The sequence below is a fragment of the Streptosporangium roseum DSM 43021 genome (assembly GCF_000024865.1).
Classification (GTDB): Bacteria; Actinomycetota; Actinomycetes; order Streptosporangiales; family Streptosporangiaceae; genus Streptosporangium; species Streptosporangium roseum.
On record NC_013595.1, the window covers coordinates 2498682 to 2519452 of the forward strand.

Annotated in this window: 20 protein-coding genes; 11 read left to right on the forward strand and 9 right to left on the reverse strand. The window is 70.9% G+C overall.

The genetic code is table 11. The features are described from left to right. Positions 1-98 precede the first annotated feature (98 nt). From SROS_RS11195 to SROS_RS11210, 4 genes are all read left to right on the forward strand, one after another. Positions 99-1382, forward strand: a complete 1284-nt coding sequence (locus SROS_RS11195) for an FAD-binding protein (RefSeq protein ID WP_012889039.1) — start codon at positions 99-101, stop codon at positions 1380-1382. A 157-nt stretch (positions 1383-1539) separates the two neighbouring features. Then, positions 1540-2097, forward strand: a complete 558-nt coding sequence (locus SROS_RS11200) for an Ohr family peroxiredoxin (RefSeq protein ID WP_012889040.1) — start codon at positions 1540-1542, stop codon at positions 2095-2097. Positions 2098-2170: 73 nt separating this feature from the next. Further along, positions 2171-4000: an FUSC family protein gene (locus SROS_RS11205; protein WP_012889041.1), complete on the forward strand. Its 1830-nt coding sequence runs from the start codon at positions 2171-2173 to the stop codon at positions 3998-4000. A gap of 21 nt (positions 4001-4021) precedes the next feature. Beyond that, positions 4022-4525, forward strand: coding sequence for a MarR family winged helix-turn-helix transcriptional regulator (locus SROS_RS11210; RefSeq protein ID WP_012889042.1), 504 nt, complete (start codon positions 4022-4024; stop codon positions 4523-4525). A gap of 74 nt (positions 4526-4599) precedes the next feature. On the opposite strand, the gene SROS_RS11215 is transcribed toward SROS_RS11210, so the two are convergent. After that, a complete protein-coding gene (locus SROS_RS11215; RefSeq protein ID WP_012889043.1) occupies positions 4600-5052 on the reverse strand; it encodes a MarR family winged helix-turn-helix transcriptional regulator in 453 nt (150 codons plus the stop codon). Positions 5053-5102: 50 nt separating this feature from the next. On the opposite strand from SROS_RS11215, the gene SROS_RS50880 reads away from it, so the two are divergent. Beyond that, positions 5103-5462 (forward strand): hypothetical protein, encoded by a 360-nt coding sequence (locus SROS_RS50880; RefSeq protein WP_052316914.1) that lies wholly within the window; start codon positions 5103-5105, stop codon positions 5460-5462. A gap of 89 nt (positions 5463-5551) precedes the next feature. Here the strand turns inward: SROS_RS50880 and SROS_RS11225 are convergent, their stop codons facing one another. Continuing rightward, positions 5552-6250 (reverse strand): TetR/AcrR family transcriptional regulator, encoded by a 699-nt coding sequence (locus SROS_RS11225; protein ID WP_043655303.1) that lies wholly within the window; start codon positions 6248-6250, stop codon positions 5552-5554. A gap of 116 nt (positions 6251-6366) precedes the next feature. Between SROS_RS11225 and SROS_RS11230 the strand changes: the two genes are divergently transcribed. The 3 genes from SROS_RS11230 to SROS_RS11240 are packed head-to-tail and all read left to right on the forward strand — an operon-like array spanning position 6367 to position 8648. Further along, entirely contained in the window at positions 6367-6711 is a 345-nt protein-coding gene (locus tag SROS_RS11230; RefSeq protein ID WP_012889045.1) for a YrdB family protein, read from the forward strand. A gap of 52 nt (positions 6712-6763) precedes the next feature. After that, positions 6764-7702, forward strand: coding sequence for an NAD-dependent epimerase/dehydratase family protein (locus SROS_RS11235; RefSeq protein ID WP_012889046.1), 939 nt, complete (start codon positions 6764-6766; stop codon positions 7700-7702). Positions 7703-7718: 16 nt separating this feature from the next. After that, positions 7719-8648 carry a Gfo/Idh/MocA family protein gene (locus SROS_RS11240; protein ID WP_012889047.1) on the forward strand — a complete coding sequence of 310 codons (930 nt, stop codon included), beginning with the start codon at positions 7719-7721 and terminating at the stop codon, positions 8646-8648. Between the two features lie 91 nt (positions 8649-8739). Here the strand turns inward: SROS_RS11240 and SROS_RS11245 are convergent, their stop codons facing one another. The 3 genes from SROS_RS11245 to SROS_RS11255 form a co-directional block, all read right to left on the reverse strand. Continuing rightward, positions 8740-9750, reverse strand: a complete 1011-nt coding sequence (locus SROS_RS11245) for an acetamidase/formamidase family protein (protein WP_012889048.1) — start codon at positions 9748-9750, stop codon at positions 8740-8742. Positions 9751-9911: 161 nt separating this feature from the next. Then, on the reverse strand, positions 9912-11318 hold the full coding sequence (locus SROS_RS11250; protein ID WP_012889049.1) for an APC family permease: 1407 nt from the start codon (positions 11316-11318) through the stop codon (positions 9912-9914). An 80-nt stretch (positions 11319-11398) separates the two neighbouring features. Then, on the reverse strand, positions 11399-12487 hold the full coding sequence (locus tag SROS_RS11255; RefSeq protein ID WP_012889050.1) for a substrate-binding domain-containing protein: 1089 nt from the start codon (positions 12485-12487) through the stop codon (positions 11399-11401). Between the two features lie 74 nt (positions 12488-12561). Here SROS_RS11255 and SROS_RS11260 point away from each other — a divergent pair, with 74 nt between their 5' ends. After that, positions 12562-13038: a MarR family winged helix-turn-helix transcriptional regulator gene (locus SROS_RS11260; protein ID WP_012889051.1), complete on the forward strand. Its 477-nt coding sequence runs from the start codon at positions 12562-12564 to the stop codon at positions 13036-13038. A gap of 192 nt (positions 13039-13230) precedes the next feature. Here SROS_RS11260 and SROS_RS11265 read toward each other — a convergent pair whose 3' ends face one another. Continuing rightward, the gene (locus SROS_RS11265) at positions 13231-14496 is read right to left on the reverse strand and encodes a Glu/Leu/Phe/Val family dehydrogenase (RefSeq protein WP_043651808.1); all 1266 of its coding nucleotides are present in this window, start codon (positions 14494-14496) and stop codon (positions 13231-13233) included. Positions 14497-14765: 269 nt separating this feature from the next. Here SROS_RS11265 and SROS_RS11270 point away from each other — a divergent pair, with 269 nt between their 5' ends. Both SROS_RS11270 and SROS_RS11275 read left to right on the forward strand, forming a co-directional pair. Continuing rightward, a complete protein-coding gene (locus SROS_RS11270) occupies positions 14766-16334 on the forward strand; it encodes an alkaline phosphatase D family protein (RefSeq protein WP_043651811.1) in 1569 nt (522 codons plus the stop codon). A 79-nt stretch (positions 16335-16413) separates the two neighbouring features. Next, positions 16414-17832 (forward strand): ATP-binding protein, encoded by a 1419-nt coding sequence (locus tag SROS_RS11275; protein ID WP_012889054.1) that lies wholly within the window; start codon positions 16414-16416, stop codon positions 17830-17832. Between the two features lie 46 nt (positions 17833-17878). Here the strand turns inward: SROS_RS11275 and rocD are convergent, their stop codons facing one another. The 3 genes from rocD to SROS_RS11290 all read right to left on the reverse strand — a co-directional run bounded on the left by rocD (position 17879) and on the right by SROS_RS11290 (position 20509). Next, complete coding sequence (rocD, locus tag SROS_RS11280) at positions 17879-19090, reverse strand: ornithine--oxo-acid transaminase (protein WP_012889055.1); 1212 nt, start codon at positions 19088-19090, stop codon at positions 17879-17881. Positions 19091-19132: 42 nt separating this feature from the next. Then, a complete protein-coding gene (ddaH, locus tag SROS_RS11285; protein WP_012889056.1) occupies positions 19133-19927 on the reverse strand; it encodes a dimethylargininase in 795 nt (264 codons plus the stop codon). 108 nt (positions 19928-20035) lie between these two features. After that, a complete protein-coding gene (locus SROS_RS11290) occupies positions 20036-20509 on the reverse strand; it encodes an Lrp/AsnC family transcriptional regulator (RefSeq protein ID WP_043651813.1) in 474 nt (157 codons plus the stop codon). Between the last annotated feature and the right edge of the window lie 262 nt (positions 20510-20771).

A 20771-nucleotide genomic window follows, 5' to 3' on the forward strand; every position in this document is an offset into this window, starting at 1 on the left:
GATGAGCCCGGCACGACCGTGCGCGGCCCCGGAGGCGGTCACCCTGCCGTCACCGGGCGCGCGGGCGCGCCGGTGGCAGGTGCGGAGAGGACATACCGGTGACCGGACGGCAGACGAACTGGGCGGGCAACGTCACCTACGGCGCGGCGCGGCTCCACCGTCCCGACAGCGTCGAGCGGCTGCGGGAGGTGGTCGCCGGCAGCGGCAGCCTGCGAGCGCTCGGCACCCGCCACTCCTTCAACCACATCGCCGACTGCCCCGGCGGGGACCTCGTCTCGCTGGAGAACCTTCCGGCCTCGATGGAACTGGACACCGTACACCGCACGGTCATGGTGGGGGCAGGGGTCCGGTACGGCGAGCTGGCCCGGTGGCTGCACGGCCGGGGCTACGCCCTGCACAACCTCGGCTCGCTGCCGCACATCTCGGTCGCCGGTGCCTGCGCCACGGCCACGCACGGTTCGGGCGACTCCAACGGGAACCTGGCGACGGCGGTGGCGGGCATCGAGCTGGTCACCGCCGACGGTGAGATCACCGTCCTCACCCGGGAGCGGGACGGCGACCGCTTCCGCGGAGCGGTGGTCGCGCTCGGCGCGCTGGGGATCGTCACCCGGATCACTCTCGACGTCGTCCCGGCGTTCGACGTGCGGCAGGACGTGTACGAGAACCTCCCGTGGGAGCGGCTGGAGGATCACTTCGAGGACGTCTTCTCCGCCGCGTACAGCGTGAGCCTGTTCACCGACTGGCGGAGCTCGCAGATCAACCAGGTGTGGCTGAAGCGGCGTACCGACGGGCCGGACCCCTGGGAGGCGGAGCCGGAATGGCTGGGAGCCACCCTGGCGACGACCGATCTGCACCCCCTGCCGGGCCTGCCGGCGGTCAACTGCACCCGGCAGACGGGCGTGCCCGGCCCATGGCACGAGCGGTTGCCGCACTTCCGCCTGGACTTCATGCCCAGCAGCGGGGAGGAGCTGCAGTCCGAATACCTGCTGCCGCGTCAGCACGCGATCGGCGCGCTCCGCGCCCTGGACCGGATGAGAGACAGCGTGGCCTCCGTCCTGCAGGTGTCGGAGATCCGGACCGTCGCGGCGGACGATCTGTGGATGAGTCCCTGCCATCGCCAGGAGACGGTCGCCATCCACTTCACCTGGACGAAGGACTGGCCGGCGGTGCGCAGGGTGCTCGGCATGGTCGAGGAAGGGCTGGAGCCCTTCGGCGCACGGCCTCACTGGGGCAAGCTCTCCGTCATGCGCCCCGAACGTCTGGGCTCCCTGTATGAGCGGCTGCCGGACTTCCGGCGGCTGCTCGGCGCCCACGACCCGGAGGGCAGGTTCCGCAACGCGTTCGTGAACGACCTCGTCTTCGCCGGAGACCGCCCCTCATGAACGCGCGCCGTCCACGGCGTCCCCGGGGGCGCCGTGTCGGTCCTCGTCCACGGGGGTAGGTAACCACCGTTTCGACCAGTTCATGCTGGTCCGGGCATGGGGAGAGAGTGCGGCGGGCGCCCGGACCGTCTCGGGTGGGGGATCGGGGGACGGAGCTATGAGCCACGACGGACGATCCGGACGGGAGAGGCCGGGGACCGGGGCGGCCGGCAGGCCGTACCGGCCGATGGCCTCGGACTACTCGGGGCCCGGCGTCGAAGCCGAGCTCACCGGGGTCATCGGCGGCGGCGAGGCGGGCTATGACACCCTCTACACGGCGCGGGCCTCCTCGACGGGTGGCAGGAGCGGGCGGGTGCGGACGGACGACGGGCTCCTCGACCTTGAGATGCGGGCCCCGGAGCAGCTCGGCGGCCCCGGCGGCGCGTCCAATCCCGAGCAGCTCATGGCCGCGGCGTACGCGGCCTGCTTCCACAGCTCCCTCACACTGGTCGCCGGCCAGGAGGGCGTGGACACCACCAACGCCAGCGTCGACACGGTGGTGGAGCTGCGCAGGCGCGGAAGGCGCGACGACTACGTGATCGGCGTCGATGTGACGGTCCACCTGCCGGAGGTGGAGCCGCGGCTCGCCGGCCACATCGCCGAGCGGGCGCACGAGCACTGCCCGTACTCCAGGGCGCTGCTGGGCAACGTCGACGTCGGCCTGCACCTCGCCTGATCCTCCCGGCTCCGGCGGGCTGCGGTCATGACCCATATATTTTACAGATAAAACACCAGGTAAGCTTATATGTATGGGGACCACGGACGAGCGACAGGGCACGCGTGTGCGCATGCGAGGGGGACTGCCGCTGAAAGGGGTGTTCCGGCTCCGGCGGTTCGGCGACATCTGGCACAAGCACGCGCTCAGCGCGGTCATCGCCCTGGCGATCCCCGATCTGGTCCTCCTCGCGCTGGGCCGTCTGGACCTGGCGGTCTACACCTCCGCCGGCGCGATGTGCGCCCTGTACGCGCACGGCCTGCCGTACGCGGCCCGCGCGCGCACCCTGCTCCGGGTGGCACTGGGCATGATCGCGAGCGTGGGGGTGGCACTGACCGCGGCGGGCCTCATCCGATCCACCATCGCCCTGATCATCGTGGCCGCGGTGCTGGCCGCCCTGCACAAGGTGGTGTGCGACGCGGCCCGGATCGGCCCGCCGGGAAATGTGATCTTCACTTTCATGGCCGCGACGTGCGCCTTCATGCCTCAGCGGCTCGGCGAGGTGCCCTTCCACCTGGTGCTCGTGACGGCGGGCGCGGCCCTCGCCTGGCTGGTCTGCATGGCCCCCGGGATCGTCCGCCCCGACGGCCCCCAGCGCATCGCCGTCGCCCGGGCCCTGGAGGCGACCGCCCGCGCCCTGGCGGCAGCCGCGAGGATTCCGGCGGCGACCACGGGGGGTCCGGCGGTGATCGCGAGGATTCCGGCGACGGCGGAGGGGCCGGCGGAGACCACGGGGGGCCCGGTTCCGGCGACCGCGGAGGTTCCGGCGGAGGACGCCGCCGGGTCCCGGGCCCGCCACGACGCCGCCGCCGCGGTGAACGCCGCCTGGCACACCCTCCTTCTCGCCCCCGCGGGGCCGGGGCGCGGGGCGCTGGAGCGCCTCCTGGCGCACACCGAGGAGTCCCTCGCGACGGGATCCGCCGCCGAAGCCGACCGGCTCGCCGCCTGGGCCGCCGAAGCCGACCGGCTCGCCGCCTGGGCCGGGGACCTGCGCCGGAACCGGCCGCTGCCCGAGACGGGCCTCACCGAGGCCGAAGCCGCCGAGCTGACGGGCATCGCGGTGGAACGGGCCACGCGCCGCGGCCGCCCGCGCCCGCTGCGGACCTTCCACCCGGCCTCCCCGCTGTTCCCGATCGGGATCCGTGTCGCCGTCGGGGCTGCGCTCGCCGGAGTGATATCGATGGCGGACGGGGTCGGCCACCCCTACTGGGCGATCGTGACGGCCGCCTCCGTCTTCCAGGCCAACGCCGTGCTGTCCTGGCACCGGGCGCTGCAACGCGCATTCGGCAGCCTCGCCGGCCTCCTGCTGTTCACGGCGCTGCTGCCGGTCAGCCGGGCCGGGCAGCTCGCGCTGGTGCTGCTCGTGCTGCTCCTGCAGTTCGTCACCGAGGCGCTGATCACCCGCAACTACTGGCTCGGCACCGTCTGCGTGACCCCGATGGCCCTGCTGCTGACCGAGTTCCCCGGCTACCAGCCCGCCGGACCGCTGATCGCCGACCGCTGGCTGGACACCTGCGTGGGCGTCGCGGCGGGGCTGCTCAGCTGCCTGCTGGTGACCAACCGCCGCACCGCGGGCCGGATCGGCGACGCGCTCCGGCGCGTGGCCGTCACGCAGGCCGCCGCGGAACACCTGCTGGAGTCCGGTTCTCCAGGAGCGGGTGACCGGTCCCGGGCCCGCGGCCTGCTTGTCACCGCCCTGGTGGAACTGCGCGAGGTCACCGAGGTCGCCGCCGGAGAGTGGTGGCAGCGCGCGCTGCCGGAGGAGCGGATCGCCCGCGCCGAGCGGCAGGGGCACCGGACGCTCGCCCGGCTGGCCGGGCCCGTCCGGGATCCGGCCGGGATAGAGTCGGCTCCGGGCCGATGATCAGTTAGGGGAAGCGGGGGCGTGGAGGACATCGTCGCGCAGGTGATGCGCCAGTGGGAGCGCATCCAGCCGGAGCTGGACATCACGCCGATCGCGGTGATCGGCCGCCTCAACCGCTGCGTCCTCCTGCTCCAGCAGGCCACCGACGCGCCGCTGCGCGAGCATGGCCTGACCCGGCCCGAGTTCGACATCCTCGGCACCCTGAGACGGCTGGACCGGGAGCTGACCCCCAGCCAGATCGCGAGGGAGACCTTCGCCTCCGGGGCCGCCGTCACCAAGCGGGTCCGGTTCCTGGAGGAGCGCGAGCTGGTGAGCCGCCGCCCCGACGACCGGGACCGGCGGGTCTCCCACCTGGCGCTCACCGAGCAGGGCCGCCTGCTCATCGACCGGCTGCTGCCGGAACAGCTCGGCTACGAGGGGGCGCTGCTGGAGGCCATGGCCCCGGAGCGGCAGGCGGAGCTGGCGGGCCTGCTCGGAGAGCTGCTGCTCCTGCTCGAAGGACGGCTGGGCGTCCGCCAGCCCTGACCGCGGCGACCCGGTGGCTCGCGCGTCCGAGAGGTCCGGCCGCGGTCCTTCGCGAGGCGTCCGGCCGGTAGGCGTCAGGGTAGACCGGCGTCCGCCGCCAGCCCGCCGAGAACGCGTCGCAGTACGGCCCGGTCGTCCGCGCCGATGCCCGCCAGCAGCTCCTCGTCGAGCGCCTGCGCGCGCGTGTGGCAGTCGCGGAGCAGCTCACGCCCATGCTTGGTGAGGCTGAGCAGCTGGCGGCGGCGGTCACCGGCGTCGCGGACGCGGGCGATGGCGCCGAGCCGCTCCAGGTGGTCCGCGAGGCTCACCACGAGACTGGGCGCCACCCCCATGGTCCGCGCGATCTCCAGTTGCACGCCCGCGCCGCGCGTGTCCAGCACCACCATGAGGCCGACGTGCTTGGGCTTGAGATCCAGAGGCTGGATCGCGGCGGCGAAGCGGTCGGCCACCGCGGTGCCCAGCACGCCGAGCCGGAAGGTCACGGTGCCCGCGACGGAGGCGGGCTTGACGTCGTTCACCATCGACATGGTACCTTCCTTAAATCATTCATACTCTGAACGATTCAGATGGAGAATCAGTGCTGCGCATCCTCAACACCGTGGCCGCGGTCGGATCCATGGCCTCCGCGGTGGCGATCCTCGTCGATCCGGCCCTCCTGCTTCCCGCGGGAAGCGCGGGCCCCGCGAGCGCCGCGCTCTATGCCGCCCGCGCCCTCCCGTTGGGCGCCGCGCTGCTCTACGCACTGTTCGGCCGCGCGCGGACCGGCCTCCTCCCGCTGCTGCTGCTCGCCGGCCTGGCGCAGATGGGCGACGTCGTCATCGGCCTCAGCCAGCACATCACCGGCATGGCCGTCGGCGGCGCCGTCTGCGCGGCCGTGCACCTGATCTCGGCCTGGACCCTGTACGGCAAGGCGCCCCGCGTCGCGAAGGCGGTCTGAACGGTGTGCGGACCGCCGCCGGGCCGCGGCCGTTCGGCCTGCGAGCACGGCCTGTGCCGCACGCCGTTCCGGAGGCCGGCTCCGGCGGGTCAGGCCGGCAGGCCGAGGAAGGCGGCCTGGCAGCGCATGGAGTGGTCGAAGGCCGTGCCGGTGTCGAGGATCGTGTTGTTGAACTGGCCGAACAGTTCGAAGTTGAGCCAGCCGAACAGGCCCGTCCAGACGATCAGGCTGCGGACGATCACGTCGTCGGGCACGTCGGGGATGATCGCGCGCACGCGTGCGGCGTCCTCGCTGAGCGGGGCCGGTACGGGCGGGCAGACGGCCGGGGGGTTCAGGGCTCCGGCCCGGTAGGCGTCGGAGACGATCCGGCCGTAGATGATGGTGTCGCGGACCGCCGCGGTGACGGTGTCCTGCGGCGCTTGGTAGCCGGGCACGGGCGAGCCGTACAGCAGGGCGTATTCGTGCGGATGGGCCAGCGCCCAATCCCGTACGGCGTGGCAGACCGCCAGCCACCGGCCGGTGTGGTCCTCGGGCGGGCAGGCGGCGTCGGCGTTCTCCACGGCCTCGCCGACGGCGTTGTAGCCGTCGATGATCAGGGCGGTGAGCAGGTCGTCCCGGGAGGGGAAGTAGCGGTAGATCGCCGAGGAGACCATTCCCATCTCGCGGGCGACCGCGCGCAGGGAGAGCCCGCCCGCCCCCTCGGTGGCCAGGTGCCTGCGGGCGATGTCGGTGATCTCACGGGTCAGCTCGGCTCGGACCCGTTCCCGTGCTGTGCGGCTTGAGCTCATGTTCGGAACCATACCAGAGCACCGAAAACAAAAGAGAGCACTGCTCTTGACGGGATGTGCTCTTTTGGGAGAGCATTGCTCTCAGAACGGAACGCCAATCTGCAAGGAGCCCCCCGATGCTGTCCCTCGCCAAGAACACCAACCTCCTCGTCATGTTCCTGCTGGAGCTGGGCGTTCTTGCCTCGGTCGGCTACTGGGGTTTCGTTGTCGGCCAGAACCTGCCGGTGAAGCTGCTCCTCGGGCTCGGCGGACCCGCGCTGTTCATCGCCGTGTGGGCGGTCTTCGGCGCGGCCAACGGCGCCACGATCCCGCTCACCGGGGCAGCCCGGGTCCTGCTGGAGGTCCTCTGGTTCGGTGGCGGCGCCATGGCGCTGGTCATGGCCGGCCGGCTCGCCCCGGGCCTCGTCTTCGCCGCCGTCTACGTCGTCAACGCCGCGCTGCGGCTGCTCTGGAACCAGTGAGAGAGCGGTTCCGGGGCCAGTGAGAGAAACCACCGAGAGAAGGAGAACGGCCATGGGCAAGCACGTCATCGTCGGAGCCGGTCAGGTCGGCTCGCAGGTCGCCGCGCTCCTCGCCGGGCAGGGCCATGAGGTCGTCCTCGTCAGCCGGTCCGGCTCCGGCCCCGGCGGCGTCGAGAAGGTGGCGGCGGACGCCTCCGACCGCGCGGCGCTGACCCGCCTCGCCGGGGGCGCCGACGCGATCTACAACTGCGTCAACCCGCTCTACCACCGCTGGATGCAGGACTGGCCGCCGATCGCGGACTCGCTGCTGGCGACCGCCGAGGCCACCGGTGCCGGATACGTCATCCTCGGCAACCTCTACGTCTACGGTCTCCCCGGAGGGCCGATGCGGGAGAGCGACCCGCTCCAGCCGACCAGCGAGAAGGCGGGGGTGCGGGTCCGGATGTGGCAGGACGCCCTGGCCGCGCACGAGGCCGGGCGGATCCGGGTGACCGAGGTGCGGGGGTCGGACTACTTCGGCCCCGGCTGCCTCGACCAGTCACACCTGGGGGACCGGTTCGTCCCCCGCCTCCTGGCGGGCAAGCCCGTCCGCTTCGCCGGAGACCCGGGCCAGCCGCACAGCTGGACCTACGTGCCCGACGTGGCCCGCGCCCTGGTGACGGCCGCCACCGACGACCGGTCCTGGGGCCGGGCCTGGCACGTCCCGACCGCCCCCGCGATGTCGGCCCGCGAGGTCGCCGAGCGGCTGTGCACGCTCGCCGGCGTCCCCAACCCCGGGGTCAAGGTCATGCCGCACTGGCTCATCCGCGCGGCGGGCACCGTCTCGCCCATGCTCGGCGAGCTGGAGCACGTCCGCTACCAGTTCGTCAGCCCCTTCGTCGTCGACTCCACCGACTTCCAGTCCACCTTCGGCACCGCCCCTACCCCGGTCGACGAGGCGCTGGCCGCGACACTCGCGTGGTGGCGTGACCGCCTGGCCGCGGCGGCGTAGGCCGTACGCTCTGAGCATGAAGACCGCCATGATCGGCCTCGGGGACATCGCGGAGAAGGCCTACCTGCCCGTCCTCTCCGCGCTGCCCGGCCTCGACCTCCACCTGTGCACCCGCAACCGCGCCACGCTCGACCGCCTGGGCGACGCCCACCGGATCGAGCGCCGCTTCACCTCGGTGGACGAGGTGCTCGACGCGGGGATCGAGGTGGCCTTCGTGCACGCCGCGACGAGCGCCCACGTGAAGATCGTCGAACCGCTGCTCCGGGCGGGCGTCCACGTCTACCTGGACAAGCCGATCGCCTACACCCTGGCCGAATCCGAGCGTCTGGTACGGCTGGCGCGCGAGAGGGAGCGGTCGCTGCTCGTCGGCTTCAACCGCCGCCGGGCGCCCTCCTACGCGGCCCTGCTGGATCTGCCGCGCCACCTGGTGGTGATGCAGAAGAACCGCAGGGGGCTGCCGGAGGATCCGAGGACCGCGATCTTCGACGACTTCATCCACGTCGTCGACACGCTCAGGTTCCTGGTGCCCGGGGAGGTCGAGCACACCGGGATCCGGACCAGGGTCAGGGACGGTCTGCTGGAGCACGTGACGCTGGAGCTGTCCGGCGATGGCTTCACCGCATTCGGGATCATGAACCGGGTGAGCGGGGCGGTCGAGGAGACCGTGGAGGTCATGGGGGAGGACGTCAAGCGCCGGGTGGTCAACCTCGCCGATGTGATCGACTACGCCGGGGCCGAGACGCTGGCCCGGCGCGGTGACTGGACGCCGGTCTCCCGCCAGCGCGGCATCGAGCAGGTCTGCCTGGAGTTCCTGGACGCGGTCCGCTCCGGCGTCCCGGTCGATGCGGAGGACGCCCTGGCCACCCACGCGATCTGCGAGGACATCGTCGCCGCCGCCACGCCGGCCCCTGATCTCCGGCATGCCGGCGGCGACCTCCCCGTCTGAGCGGTGACCTCACCGCCGCGGGACAGGGGAGTCCCGCGCCGTCGCACCCCGGCGGTACGGCGACGCGGGACGGTTCTCCACCGTGGGGGCGTCAGCGCTGGGCCAGATACCGCCGGCCCAGGGCGCGCAGCCGCTCGTGGGCCGACTCGTAGACGCCGGACGCGCCCAGGTAGGACTTGGGAACCTTGGCGAGCATCGTGTAGTTGGTGTCGCAGACGTTGCCGACCGGCGCCTCGCCGATCTGGCTGACCAGCTGGTAGGCGTCCAGGACGTCCAGACCGGTGAGGTCGGCGGCCCAGGTGACCAGGTCGTGCTGGCTGATCCGGAAGGCGTCCTCCAGCGGGCGGGCCGAGCCGGTCGACATCAGATGGTCGTCGTCCTCCAGGCGCGGCCACGGGGTGCTCACGCCCTTGATCAGCTCCACCGCGACCACGGTGTTCATCGCCGCCTCGACGGCCGTGCCGCACACCTCGCCGTGTCCCTGGCGGGCGTGCCCGTCACCCACCGCGAACAGCCCGCCCTCGACGTTGACCCCGAGGTAGACGGTCACCCCGGCGCGCAGCTCAGGGGTGTCCATGTTGCCGCCGTGGGCGTCCGGGGTGATGGTCATCCGGGCCTCGGAGGCGCCCGGGGCGACGCCGACCGTGCCGTGCATCGGGTCCAGCGGGAGCTCCACCGTGAAGTCGCCCTTGCGGGCGTGGTAGCGGGCCACGCCCTTCTCCACGTCGATGTCGTAGCGCCACACGACCTCCTCCAGCGGAGGGGTGAGCATGGCGGTGGCGTGCGTGCCGGTCAACGCGCCGAAGTGCGGGAACGTGGCGGACACCGCCCAGTCCCTGGCGGGCTCGATGGCGACGAAGTGCAGCGCGAGCGTGTCGCCGGGCTCGGCCCCCTCGACGTGGAAGGGGCCGGTGACCGGGTTCAGGTAGGGGAAGTCGCAGACGCTCGACGGCAGGTCCTCGACCGAGCGCACCCGGCCGCCGAAGCAGTCCTCGGTGTACATCTCGACGATCGTGCCGGGCCTGATCCTGCCGATGGCGGGGCGCCCGCCGAAGGTGTAGCTCAGCTCCTCGGGAGCCGGCCTGTAGGAGACGACGTTCACCGCACACCCGCCCGGCTGAGGGTCGTTACCGAGTTGAGGAGGGCCGAGGTGAAGCCCTCCTCCACCTCAAGGAAGATTTCGAACATGTGCTCTGTCCTCGCGTGATCGAACGGATTGGGCGGGGGTGTGCGGCATGTCCCCGGTGCGCCGGGGCGCGGTCGCTACCGGGACCGGGGGGACTTCTCCGACGTCTCGCCGCCCAGGGCGGCCAGCAGGGGGCGGCGGCCGTAGGCGTAGAAGGTGGCGAGCACGAGCACGCCGATGCCGAGCCAGATGAGCCCCAGGACCTGGGCCGCGATGTTGGCGTTGATCACTACGTAGATCAGGATCGCGAAGCCGATCACGGGGGCGATCAGGTGCCGCCACCAGTCGCGGCTGCGGCGCCGTATGACGTAGTGGACGACCACCGAGACGTGCAGCGCGAGGAAGGCGGTCATCGCGCCGAAGTTGACCAGGCTGCTGATCAGCGGGATGCCGTCCTCGCGGGTGGTCAGGTAGAGCCCGACGGCCAGGGAGATGACGGCCACCAGCAGGGTGGCGTTGACCGGCACCTTGTGCCTGGGGTGGACCTTGGCCAGGAAGGCGGGGAGCTGGCGGTCGCGGGCCATGGCGTACAGCAGGCGCGAGGTGGCGGCCTGGGCGACCAGGGAGTTGGCGAAGCCCCAGGCGATGGCGGTGGCGACGGCGGTCAGCACGCTGAGCCAGTGGCCTCCGGCGAACTCGGCCATGTCGTAGAACGCGGTGCCCTCGGGGTCGCCCTTGGCCAGCAGCTCGGCCCGGTTGGGGGTGAGCAGCGCGCCCACCCAGGTCTGCACGATGAACAGCGCGCCCGCCAGGCCCAGCGCCGCGACCATCGACTTGCCGATCTTGCGGCTGTCGGCCTTGCTCTCCTCGGCCAGCATGGAGATGCCGTCGAAGCCGAGGAAGGACAGCACCGCCACGGAGACCGCGCCGAAGACCAGCGGCCAGGAGAACGTCCCGGAGTCGAACAGCGGGGTCAGCGCGCCCGCCTGCGCCTTGCCCATGGCCAGCGCGCCCAGGCCGATGACGAGGAAGATCGCCAGCACGATGAGCTCACCGATCAGCATGATCTTGGTGATCCGCGCGGTCATCTGGATGCCCGCGTAGTTGACGACCGTGTTGAGGATCACGAACACGATCAGCCATCCCCAGATCGGGATGACCGGCAGGATCGCGGTCATCGCCGCGCTCGCGATGAGGTAGAGCAGCGCCGGCACCAGCACGTAGTCGAGCAGGATCACCCATCCGGCCAGGAAGCCGACGGTGCCGGTGATGCCCCGGCCCGCGTAGGTGTAGACCGAGCCGGCCATCGGGAAGGCCTTGGCCATCTGCGCGTACGACAGCGCGGTGAAGGCCATGGCGACCATGCCGATGACGTAGGCGAGCGCGACCATGCCGCCGGAGGCCTGGAAGACCCCGCCGAAGATGCCGAACGGCGCGATCGGGACCATGAAGATCAGGCCGTAGACGAGCAGGTCGGTGAAGCTCAGGGACCTTCGGAGTTCCTGCTGGTAGCCGAATTGCTCCAGGGAGGGCTCAGTGGTCATGGACGGCTCCTAGAAGATGGGGGGGCAGCCGTAACGATAGAACTTTTCCTTGAAAATGAAAAGATTTCAGACGAAAGCTTTTAGTGGACGATGTCGAAGTCGAGGCCGTCGGCACGGCCGATGTGCGCGCGCCTCCGTACTCCCCGGTCCTGAAGCGTCAGCCGCCCCCGCGCGGTGACGATGGAGGTGCCGTCGGCGATCGCGTCCACCGCGGGCACGGCGAGCGTCCCGGCGCGCGAGCCGAGCGCGGCGAGCATCAGCACCGCCTCGTAGCACCCCTGCCCATGCCCGTTGAGCAGCGGCGCGCCGGCGCCGAACCGGCGGATGTAGCGCTCACCGAGGCTCAGGCTGTCATCGGTGACCAGGCTCGCGAAATAGCCCATCGCCCCGTAGAGCTCACCGGTCGCGTCGCCGCCGATGCCGAGCAGGCCGTGCTCCTCCAGCGCCCCGCAGAGGCGCGGCCACGACAGCCCCGCCGCGGTGAAGGCCCGGTTGAAGGTGACCAGGTCGCTGCCGATCAGGCTGAGCAGCACCGCGTCGGGCCGGCTGGCGGCCAGCCGCTCCAGGAGCGGGGCGAAGTCGCGCACGCCGTACGGCACGAACCGCTCGCCGACGACCGTGACGTTGCGGGCGGTGAGGTGGCGGCGCGCGGCGTCGTGGACCAGGCGCGGCCAGATGTAGTCGTTGCCGAGCAGGAACCACCTGCGGGCACGGCGCCGGTCGATCAGCCAGTCGAGTCCGGGCCTGAGCTGGCGGCCGGGGGTCTCGCCCAGGAAGTAGACCCCGGGCGAGTGGCCACCCCCCTCGTACGGCGGGGCGTAGACGAACGGCACCCGCCCGGCCAGGGCGCGGACCACCGCGATCCGCACGTCGCTGCCGTGGGTGCCGACCACCGCGTCGATCGCGCCGCTGGCCGCCAGGTTCCCGACCTCGGCGGCCACCTGCTCAGCGGCTCTCCCGCCGTCGATCAGGACCAGCTCGATCGGCCTGCCGAGCACCCCGCCCGCGAGGTTGACCTCGTCGGCCGCGAGAATGGCACAGTTGATCGCACACGGCCCCACCAGGCCGAGGACTCCGGAAACCGGCACCACAAGTCCGACGCGCAGGGCGTGGCTCCGGATGAGTTCGGCTTCCAGAGGTTCTATGACCGGTGTGATGGCTTCTGCCACGTAGACGAGTATCCTCCTAAAAGGAGGGTCTTGGCAGGCCCGTTACTTAGCCGGGATACAGACGGGAGCTTCACATGGTGACGACCGGACTGGGATCCTCGCTCGCCTACCTGCTCAGCCGGGCCGAGCGCAGTGTCAACCGCGGCCTCGCCGCGGCGGTGACCGCCGAGGACGTCACGGTTGAACAGTGGCGCATCCTGCGCGCCCTGGCCGACGGCAGGGGCCACTCGATGGGTGACCTGGCCGAGGCCGTGCTGATGCCGCACCCGACGCTGACCAAGGCGATCGACCGGCTCATCGACCGCTCGCTCGTCTACCGGGGACACGATCCGGCCGACCGCCGCAAGGTCGCCGTCTTCCTCGCCGACCGGGGCGCCGAACTGCTCGCCCGGGTGGAGGGCGGGGTGGCCGGTCACCACCGGGTGATCGAGGCCGCCTACGGCACCGAGCGCACCGAACAGCTCATGCGCGACCTGGAAGGGCTGGTCAGGGCCCTGGACGAGCCCTCCCGGCCTCTTGAGCGGCACCTGAGCGGTCCCGTCCGTTCGTGAGCCGCCCGGCCGGGTCCGGTTCCGTCAGCCCGTGACGCTTCCGGACGCGGCCGGCTCCGCCGGTCCGGGACGCGTCCGGCCAGGCCGAGCGGGATCCGAGCGGTCCCGTCCGTCCGTGAGCCGCCCCGCGTCCGCGCTGTGCGGGACACGCGGTGGCGGCCCGGCCTCCGGACGGAGGCCGGGCCTTCTCCGTCAGGGGTAGAGCCCCCGCATCCGGTGGGCCTCGGCGACCCTGCCCACGCCGATGACGTGGGCGGCCTGGCGCAGGCTGAGCCCGCGTTCGGCGGACATCGCCGCGACCGCGTCGAAGGACTCCTCCATGAGGCCACGGAGCCTGGTGTCGACCTCGTTCGCGCTCCAGGAGCAGGCCTGCAGGTTCTGCACCCATTCGAGGTAGGAGACGATCACGCCGCCCGCGTTGGCCAGGATGTCGGGGACCACGGTGATCCCGGCGTCGGCCAGGATCCGGTCCGCCTCCGGGGTGGTGGGGCCGTTGGCGCCCTCCACGATCAGGCGTGCCCTGATCCTGGACGCGTTCTCCCCGGTGATCGCGCCCTCCAGCGCGGCGGGGACGAGCACGTCCACGTCGAGCTCCAGCAGGTCCTCGTGCGACAGGGCGTCGGCGTGGCGGTAGCCGTACACGCCACCCGTCTCCGCCACCCACGCCCGCAGGTCATCGACGTCCAGGCCGGAGTGGTTGACCACCGCGCCGGTGACGTCGGAGACCCCGACCACGCGGCAGCCGGCGTCGGCGAGGTGGCGCGCGGCCGGCGCGCCGACCTTGCCGAAGCCCTGGACCGCGACGGTGCGGCCCTCCGGAGAGCCGGGCATGGCCTTGAGCGTGGCGATCTGCACGCCGCGGGAGGTGGCTCCGGCCCGGCCCAGGGAGCCGCCGAGGGTCGTCGGCTTGCCGGTCACCACTCCGGGCACGGGGTAGCCCGCGTTCACCGAGTAGGTGTCCATGATCCAGGCCATGGTCTGCTCGTCGGTGCCGACGTCCGGGGCGGGGATGTCCTTGTCCGGGCCGATGATCGGCAGGATCTCGTTGACGTAGCGGCGGGTGACCCGTTCGAGCTCCCGCGTGGTCAGCGAGGCCGGGTCCACCGACACGCCGCCCTTGGCACCGCCGTACGGGATGCCGACCAGCGCGCACTTCCAGGTCATCCACATGGCCAGCGCGGTGACCTCGTGGATGTCGGTGGAGGGATGGAAGCGGATGCCGCCCTTGGCGGGGCCGCGGGTGGTGTTGTGCTGGACCCGGAAGCCCTGCACGACGTCCATCCGGCCGTCCTCGCGGCGGACGGGCACCGAGACGGTGAGCGAGCGGCGGGGGGTGGCCAGCATCGTGCGCAGGCCGTCGTCGAGGTGGAGCCGGTCGGCTGCCTGGTCGAGCTGGAGCAGCGCGGAGTCGAGGGCCTGGCGGCCGGGGCTGACGAGGGGGGCGGCTGCCGGCGTCATTGACGGCACCATAACGGTCATGAAGGAGAGCCTCCATACGGTGAGCGGAGCGCCGTTGCTCCGCTCAGAGCTGTTTGTGATGATCACACTAGTTGTGCGGTTTTTACCTGCCAACCTGGGCATATTGTGTTCTTATGACCAAATTTTGTGCGTTTCCTCACTTGTGGCAGATCTGTTGTTATTGATCAGACCGGTCGGGCACGGTGAGGGCAACGCGCCAATATGGCAGGCTCCTGCCTGGACGCCTGCCGTTCTGTAGTGCTGAGGGGATGAACGTGCCGGAACTTGTGGTCGGGCCGCTGCTGCGTTACGTGAATGAGACCGGCGCGTCGGTGTGGGTGGAGACCAGCGAGCCGTGCGAGGTGACGGTGGAGGTCGGCCAGTCGCGTTCGCGGGCGCTGACGTTCACCGTGCACGGCCACCACTACGCGATCGTGGACGTCGGCACCGAAGGCGCCTACGAGGTCCGGCTCGCGGGGGAGACCGTGTGGCCGCTGCCGGACCAGCCGCCCAGCCGTATCCGCTTCCTCGGCCCCGACGGGCCCAGACGGGTGATGTTCGGCTCCTGCCGGACCAGCGTGCCGCACGACACGATGCACGTCATCTCGCACGGGGTGGACGTGCTGCGCGCCTACGGCTGCACCCTGATGGACACCCCCGAGGAGGAGTGGCCCGACCTGCTGCTCCTGCTTGGCGACCAGGTCTACGCCGACGAGCCGTCCGTCGAGATGCTGGAGTTCATCAAGAACCGCAGGGACGGCGAGCCGGTGCGCGAGATCGCCGACTTCGAGGAGTACGCCGAGCTGTATCGGCAGGCCTGGACCGACCCGGAGATCCGCTGGATCCTCTCGGCGGTTCCCAGTGCGATGATCTTCGACGACCACGACCTGCGCGACGACTTCAACACCTCCGCCTCATGGCGCGAGCAGATGGCCAAGGTCCCGTGGTGGCCGCGCCGGGTGGTCTCCGGCCTCGGGGCCTACTGGATCTACCAGCACCTGGGCAACATGTCGCCGCAGGAGCGGGAGTCGGACGACCTGCTCAACAAGCTGTGCGCGGCGGAGGGCGACGGGGCCGAGCTGCTCGACGCGTTCGCCGAGCACGCCTACGACGTCCCCGCCGACAACCGGTGGAGCTACTCCCGCGACCTCGGCGGCACCCGTCTGATCATGCTCGACTCCCGATGCGCCCGGCAGCTCACCCCGGGGGACCGGCGCATGATCGATCCGGTGGAGTGGGAGTGGCTCACCGACGAGCTCCGCAGGGGCGGCGTCGAGCGCTTCGTCATCGGCACCTCGGTGCCGTTCCTGCTCCCGGCCGGCATCCACCACATCCAGAACTGGAACGAGGCCCTGGCCCAGGGGGCCTGGGGCAAGCGGGTGGCCCGCTGGTCCGAGGCGCTCCGCCAGGCCGTCGACCTGGAGCACTGGGCGGCCTTCCGCCGCTCCTTCGAGGACCTGTCCAGGCTGCTGGCCGAGACCGGCAAGCCCGTGGTCGTGCTCTCCGGCGACGTGCACTACTCCTACGTGGCCAAGGCCGAGGGGTTGCCCATCTACCAGCTCGTCTGCTCCCCGATCCGCAACCCGCTGAGCCGTACGCTCCGCCTGGCCAACATCGTCGCCCAGTTCGGCCTCGCCACCCTGGTCGGCGGGTGGCTGTCCCGCCTGGCCAGGATCCCCAAGCCCCCGTTCAAGTGGCGGATCGTCCACGGCCCCTGGTTCTCCAACGCGGTGGCCACGCTCTCCCTGGGCACCGGCCCCCTGTCCGTCCGCTGGGACACCGCCGCCGCCACCGACATCTCGGAGATCACCACGGTGGAGCTGACCGGTCAGAAGTGAAGGGGCGGGCCACGACTCTTGGAGTTACTCTCATTGATGAAAGTTCCAGCGAAGTTACTAACATCGACGAGAGCATGCCATGGTGCAGTTCATCGGCCGCGAGCGTGAGCTCGGCTTTCTCCGCGACCAGCTGAACCTCGTGCGGGCCGCAGTCGGCGGTAGCCGCCCAGGCCGGTGCCTGATCATGCGTGGCCGCCGCCGTGTCGGCAAGTCGCGGCTGGTGGAGGAGTTCGCCCGCTCCTCTGATGCGCCAGTGCTGTACTACACGGCGGGCGGGGTGCGAGTGGAACAGGAGCTGGAGCAGTTCCGCAAGGATGCCTCGCTCTCCGGCGCACGGGAGTGGGAGCTGCTCGCCAGGACTCCCGTGGACACCTGGGACGGAGCGTTTCACCTGCTGAGCCAGGTGCTGCCCGATGATCGGGCCTCCGTGGTGGTGATCGACGAGGTTCCCTATCTCGCGCAGGGAGACCCCGGTTTCGAGGGCACTTTGCAGCGGGCCTGGGACAGGTTCTTCGAGCAGAAGCCTGTCCTGCTGATCCTGATCGGTTCGGACCTGTCGATGATGGAGGCGCTCACCAGCTACGGCAGGCCGTTCTACCAGCGCGGTCGGGAAGTGAAGATCGGCCCGCTCACTCCGGGTGAGGTCGGCCGCATGCTGGACCTTCCGGCGGCCGAGACGTTCGACGCCTGGCTGGTGACCGGCGGCCTTCCGCTGATCTGCGCCGAATGGAACCAGGGGGAGGGGATGTGGACCTTCCTGGAACGGGCGCTCACCGATCCCACCTCTCCGCTGCTGGTCTCCGCGGAACGTTCGCTCGCCGCGGAGTTCCCCAAGCAGGCGATCGCCAAGGATGTGCTCGGCGTCATCGGCTCCGGTGAACGGACCTTCAGCAACATCTCGCGTGCCTGCGGAGGCCTCTCCGCGGCGACAGCCACCCGGTCACTGGAGCTTCTCAGGGCCAAACAGGCCGTAGCGGCGGAACTCCCCCTGAGCACCCGCCCCTCCAAGGACCGCCGGTACCGTGTCGCCGACCCCTACCTGCGGTTCTGGACGCGGTTTCTGGAGCCCGCGTTGCCGTTGCTCGAACGGGGACGTTCCGACGTGGTGCTGCGCCGCATCCAGGAGGGCTGGACCTCATGGCGCGGGCGGGCGGTGGAGCCCGTGGTACGCGAGGCCCTGGCCAGGCTGCTGCCCGGCGAGATCTTCCCCGAGGTGGTCGAGGTCGGCTCGTTCTGGACCCGTACGAACGACGTGGAGATAGACGTCGTCGGAGCGGATCGTGAGCCCATCGCCAGACGGCTCTTCTTCGTCGGTTCGGTGAAGTGGCTGGAGGAGCGTCCCTTCGACAACCACGACCTCACCCGGCTTGCCCAGGCCCAGGGGGTGGTCGCCGGGGCGGACGCCCTTCCGATGATCGCTGTTTCGAGATCCGGGGTGACCGCCGGAGGACTGGCCGCCGCCTACGGGCCCGAGGATCTCCTGGACGCCTGGAAGTGAGGTCCGGTACGGCCCGCGCCGGGTAGCGCGGGCCGTACCGGAGGGATCACTTCGCGAACTCCGCGAGGGCGTCGGCGAGCTGGTCGACGGCCCACAGGAGGTCTTCCTCGGAGACGACGATCGGCGGCGCGAGACGGATGGTCGAGCCGTGGGTGTCCTTGGCCAGGACGCCGCGGCGCATCAGGGCCTTGGAGATCTCGCGCCCGGTGGCCAGGGAGGGGTCGATGTCGACGCCCGCCCACAGGCCGCGGCCGCGCACGGTCACCACGCCCCGGCCGATCAGGCCGCGCAGCCGCTCGTGCAGCACCGCCCCGAGCTCCTTGGCCCGCGCCTGGTACTCGCCGGTGTTGAGGATCTCGATGACCGCGTTGGCCACCGCGCAGGCGAGCGGGTTGCCGCCGAAGGTGGAGCCGTGCTGGCCCGGCTTGATCACGCCGAGTACGTCCTCGTTGGCGGTGATCGCCGAGACCGGGACGACACCGCCGCCCAGGGCCTTGCCCAGCACGTAGATGTCGGGGACGACCCCCTCGTGGTCGCAGGCGAAGGTGTCACCGGTGCGGCCGAGGCCGGACTGGATCTCGTCGGCGATCATCAGGATGTTCTCCGCGGTGCAGAGCTCGCGGACCTGGGTGAGGTAGCCGTCCGGCGGGACCAGCACGCCGGCCTCGCCCTGGATGGGCTCCAGCAGCACCGCGACGGTGTTGGCGTCGACGGCCTCGCGGATCGCCTCGACCGAGCCGTACTTCACGACCGTGAAGCCCGGGGTGTAGGGGCCGAAGCCGTCGTGGGCGTCCGGGTCGGTGGAGAAGCTGATGATCGTGGTGGTGCGGCCGTGGAAGTTGTCCTCCATCACGATGATGTTGGCCTGCTCCGGCGCCACGCCCTTGACCTCGTAGCCCCACTTGCGGGCCACCTTGATCGCGGTCTCCACGGCCTCGGCGCCGGTGTTCATCGGCAGGACCATGTCCTTGCCGGTGAGGTCGCCCAGCCCGGCGGCGAAGGCGGCGAACTGGTCGTGGAAGAAGGCGCGGCTGGTCAGGGTGAGCTTGGCAAGCTGCTCCTGCGCTGCTCCGACGATCTTCGGGTTACCGTGACCGAAGTTCAGCGAGGAGTACCCGGACAGGCAGTCCAGGAACCGCCTGCCCTCCACGTCGGTGACCCAGGCGCCCTGCGCCTCGTGGATCACGATGGGGAGCGGGTGGTAGTTGTGCGCGCTCCGGCGCTCGCTGAGCTCGATGAAGGTGTCTGTGCTGGTCATCCGATATTCGCCGTTCCCTGTTCTTAGCCGTTCTACCTGTGTTTATCCCCGGATTTCGAGCGTGCAGCACTTGGGGCCGCCGCCCGCCTTGCGCAGCTCCGACAGTTCGACCGGGACGACCTCGAAGCCGTGGCGCTTGAGCTCCAGCTGAAGGTTTGCCGCCTCGGCGTTGATCACCACCCGGGTGCCGTCGCTGACCGCGTTGAGGCCCAGTACGGTCGCATCGTCCTCGTCCGCGATGACGGCGTCGGGGAACAGGTTCTCTAGCACTTCCTGGCTCCCCGCCGAGAAGGCCCCTGGGAAGTATGCCACGTTATGTCCGTTTAGTGGGAACAGTGCGGTGTCCAGGTGGTAGAAGCGCGGGTCCACCAGCTGCAGCGTCACCACCGGGCGGCCGAGGAACTCCTGGGCCTCCTTGTGCGCGGTGATGTCGGTGCGGAACCCCGTCCCGGCCAGCACCACGTGGTCGAGCGTCAGGAAGTCGCCCTCGCCCTCGTTGGTGAACGCCGCCGCGTGCACCCGGTCGTAGCCGTTGTCGGTGAACCACTTCAGGTAGGCGGGCCCCTCGGCGGCCCGCTCCCGGTGCGTGAACCGCGCGCCGTACACCCGGCCGCCGACCACCAGCGCACCGTTGGCGGCGAAGACCATGTCGGGCAGGCCCTCCACCGGGTCGATCAGGCTGACCCGGTGACCGAGCTCCTCGTAGGCGCTCTTGAGCCCCTCCCACTGCCGGATCGCCACCTCGCGGTCCGCGCCGGCCTCGGGATCCATCCACGGGTTGATCGCGTACTCGACCGCGAAATAGTCAGGCCGACACATGAGGTAGTGCCTCGTCATGGGGAACCCCGTAAAGGACGTCGTGGTGGGAACGGCAACAGCCTAGGAACGGGGTACGTGCGGGCCAAGAGCCCGATCATGCGTGTTGGCGCAGGTCCCTTGCGTGCTTCAGGCCACGAACGTCGATCCGTTGCGTGAGGTGACCAGAGGGGTCTCGATCAGCCGGGAGAGCACGATGGAGCTCTTGGTCCGCACCACGAACGGCTCGGAGGCGATGCGCTCGATCACCTGCTCCACGTGACGGACATCGGTGGCCCTGATGTGCAGCAACGCGTCGGCCTCCCCGGTGATGGTGCACGCCGAGACCACTTCGGGAAGGCGCGCGACGGCTACCCCGATCTCCGACGGCGAGGTCTTGCCCGCGCAGAACAGCTCCACGTAGGCCTCGGTGGTCCAGCCGAGCGCCGTGGGAGCCACCCGCGCGGTGAACCCGGTGATCGCCCCCGTCTCGCGCAGGCGGTCCACCCGCCGTTTCACCGCCGATGCCGACAGGCCCACCCTCTGCCCGATCTCCGCGTAGGTGCTTCGGGCGTCCTCGACGAGCGCCCCGATGATGTCACGATCCAGCCGGTCCAGGTCCACGCTGTTTTGTAACACAACAGCGCGCGCCGTTCCGCAACGCGTCGGTCCACGCCGCCGCGCGGCGGGCCGGGGATCCGGGGGGACGGGCGCGCGGGAACCCGGTGAACGCGCGGGTCAGGGCGCTGTGCGGGATTCCGGGAACGGGCGGGGCGGGGCGCTGTGAGGAAGTCCGGAAACGCGCGGGACGGGGCGCCGTGGAACGGGACGTGCCGGGTCTCCGGGAACGGGCGGGCCGGGGCGGGGTTCCGTGGAACGGGACACG

What these genes read in the sequence shown, in the direction of transcription:
- SROS_RS11200 (WP_012889040.1), top strand. Translation starts at nt 1,540, where the DNA reads ATGAGCCACGACGGACGATCCGGACGGGAGAGGCCGGGGACCGGGGCG.
- SROS_RS11205 (WP_012889041.1), top strand. Translation starts at nt 2,171, where the DNA reads ATGGGGACCACGGACGAGCGACAGGGCACGCGTGTGCGCATGCGAGGG.
- SROS_RS11215 (WP_012889043.1), bottom strand. Translation starts at nt 5,052, where the DNA reads ATGTCGATGGTGAACGACGTCAAGCCCGCCTCCGTCGCGGGCACCGTG.
- SROS_RS11225 (WP_043655303.1), bottom strand. Translation starts at nt 6,250, where the DNA reads ATGAGCTCAAGCCGCACAGCACGGGAACGGGTCCGAGCCGAGCTGACC.
- SROS_RS11230 (WP_012889045.1), top strand. Translation starts at nt 6,367, where the DNA reads ATGCTGTCCCTCGCCAAGAACACCAACCTCCTCGTCATGTTCCTGCTG.
- SROS_RS11235 (WP_012889046.1), top strand. Translation starts at nt 6,764, where the DNA reads ATGGGCAAGCACGTCATCGTCGGAGCCGGTCAGGTCGGCTCGCAGGTC.
- SROS_RS11240 (WP_012889047.1), top strand. Translation starts at nt 7,719, where the DNA reads ATGAAGACCGCCATGATCGGCCTCGGGGACATCGCGGAGAAGGCCTAC.
- SROS_RS11250 (WP_012889049.1), bottom strand. Translation starts at nt 11,318, where the DNA reads ATGACCACTGAGCCCTCCCTGGAGCAATTCGGCTACCAGCAGGAACTC.
- SROS_RS11260 (WP_012889051.1), top strand. Translation starts at nt 12,562, where the DNA reads ATGGTGACGACCGGACTGGGATCCTCGCTCGCCTACCTGCTCAGCCGG.
- SROS_RS11265 (WP_043651808.1), bottom strand. Translation starts at nt 14,496, where the DNA reads ATGACGCCGGCAGCCGCCCCCCTCGTCAGCCCCGGCCGCCAGGCCCTC.
- SROS_RS11270 (WP_043651811.1), top strand. Translation starts at nt 14,766, where the DNA reads ATGAACGTGCCGGAACTTGTGGTCGGGCCGCTGCTGCGTTACGTGAAT.
- SROS_RS11275 (WP_012889054.1), top strand. Translation starts at nt 16,414, where the DNA reads ATGGTGCAGTTCATCGGCCGCGAGCGTGAGCTCGGCTTTCTCCGCGAC.
- rocD (WP_012889055.1), bottom strand. Translation starts at nt 19,090, where the DNA reads ATGACCAGCACAGACACCTTCATCGAGCTCAGCGAGCGCCGGAGCGCG.
- ddaH (WP_012889056.1), bottom strand. Translation starts at nt 19,927, where the DNA reads ATGACGAGGCACTACCTCATGTGTCGGCCTGACTATTTCGCGGTCGAG.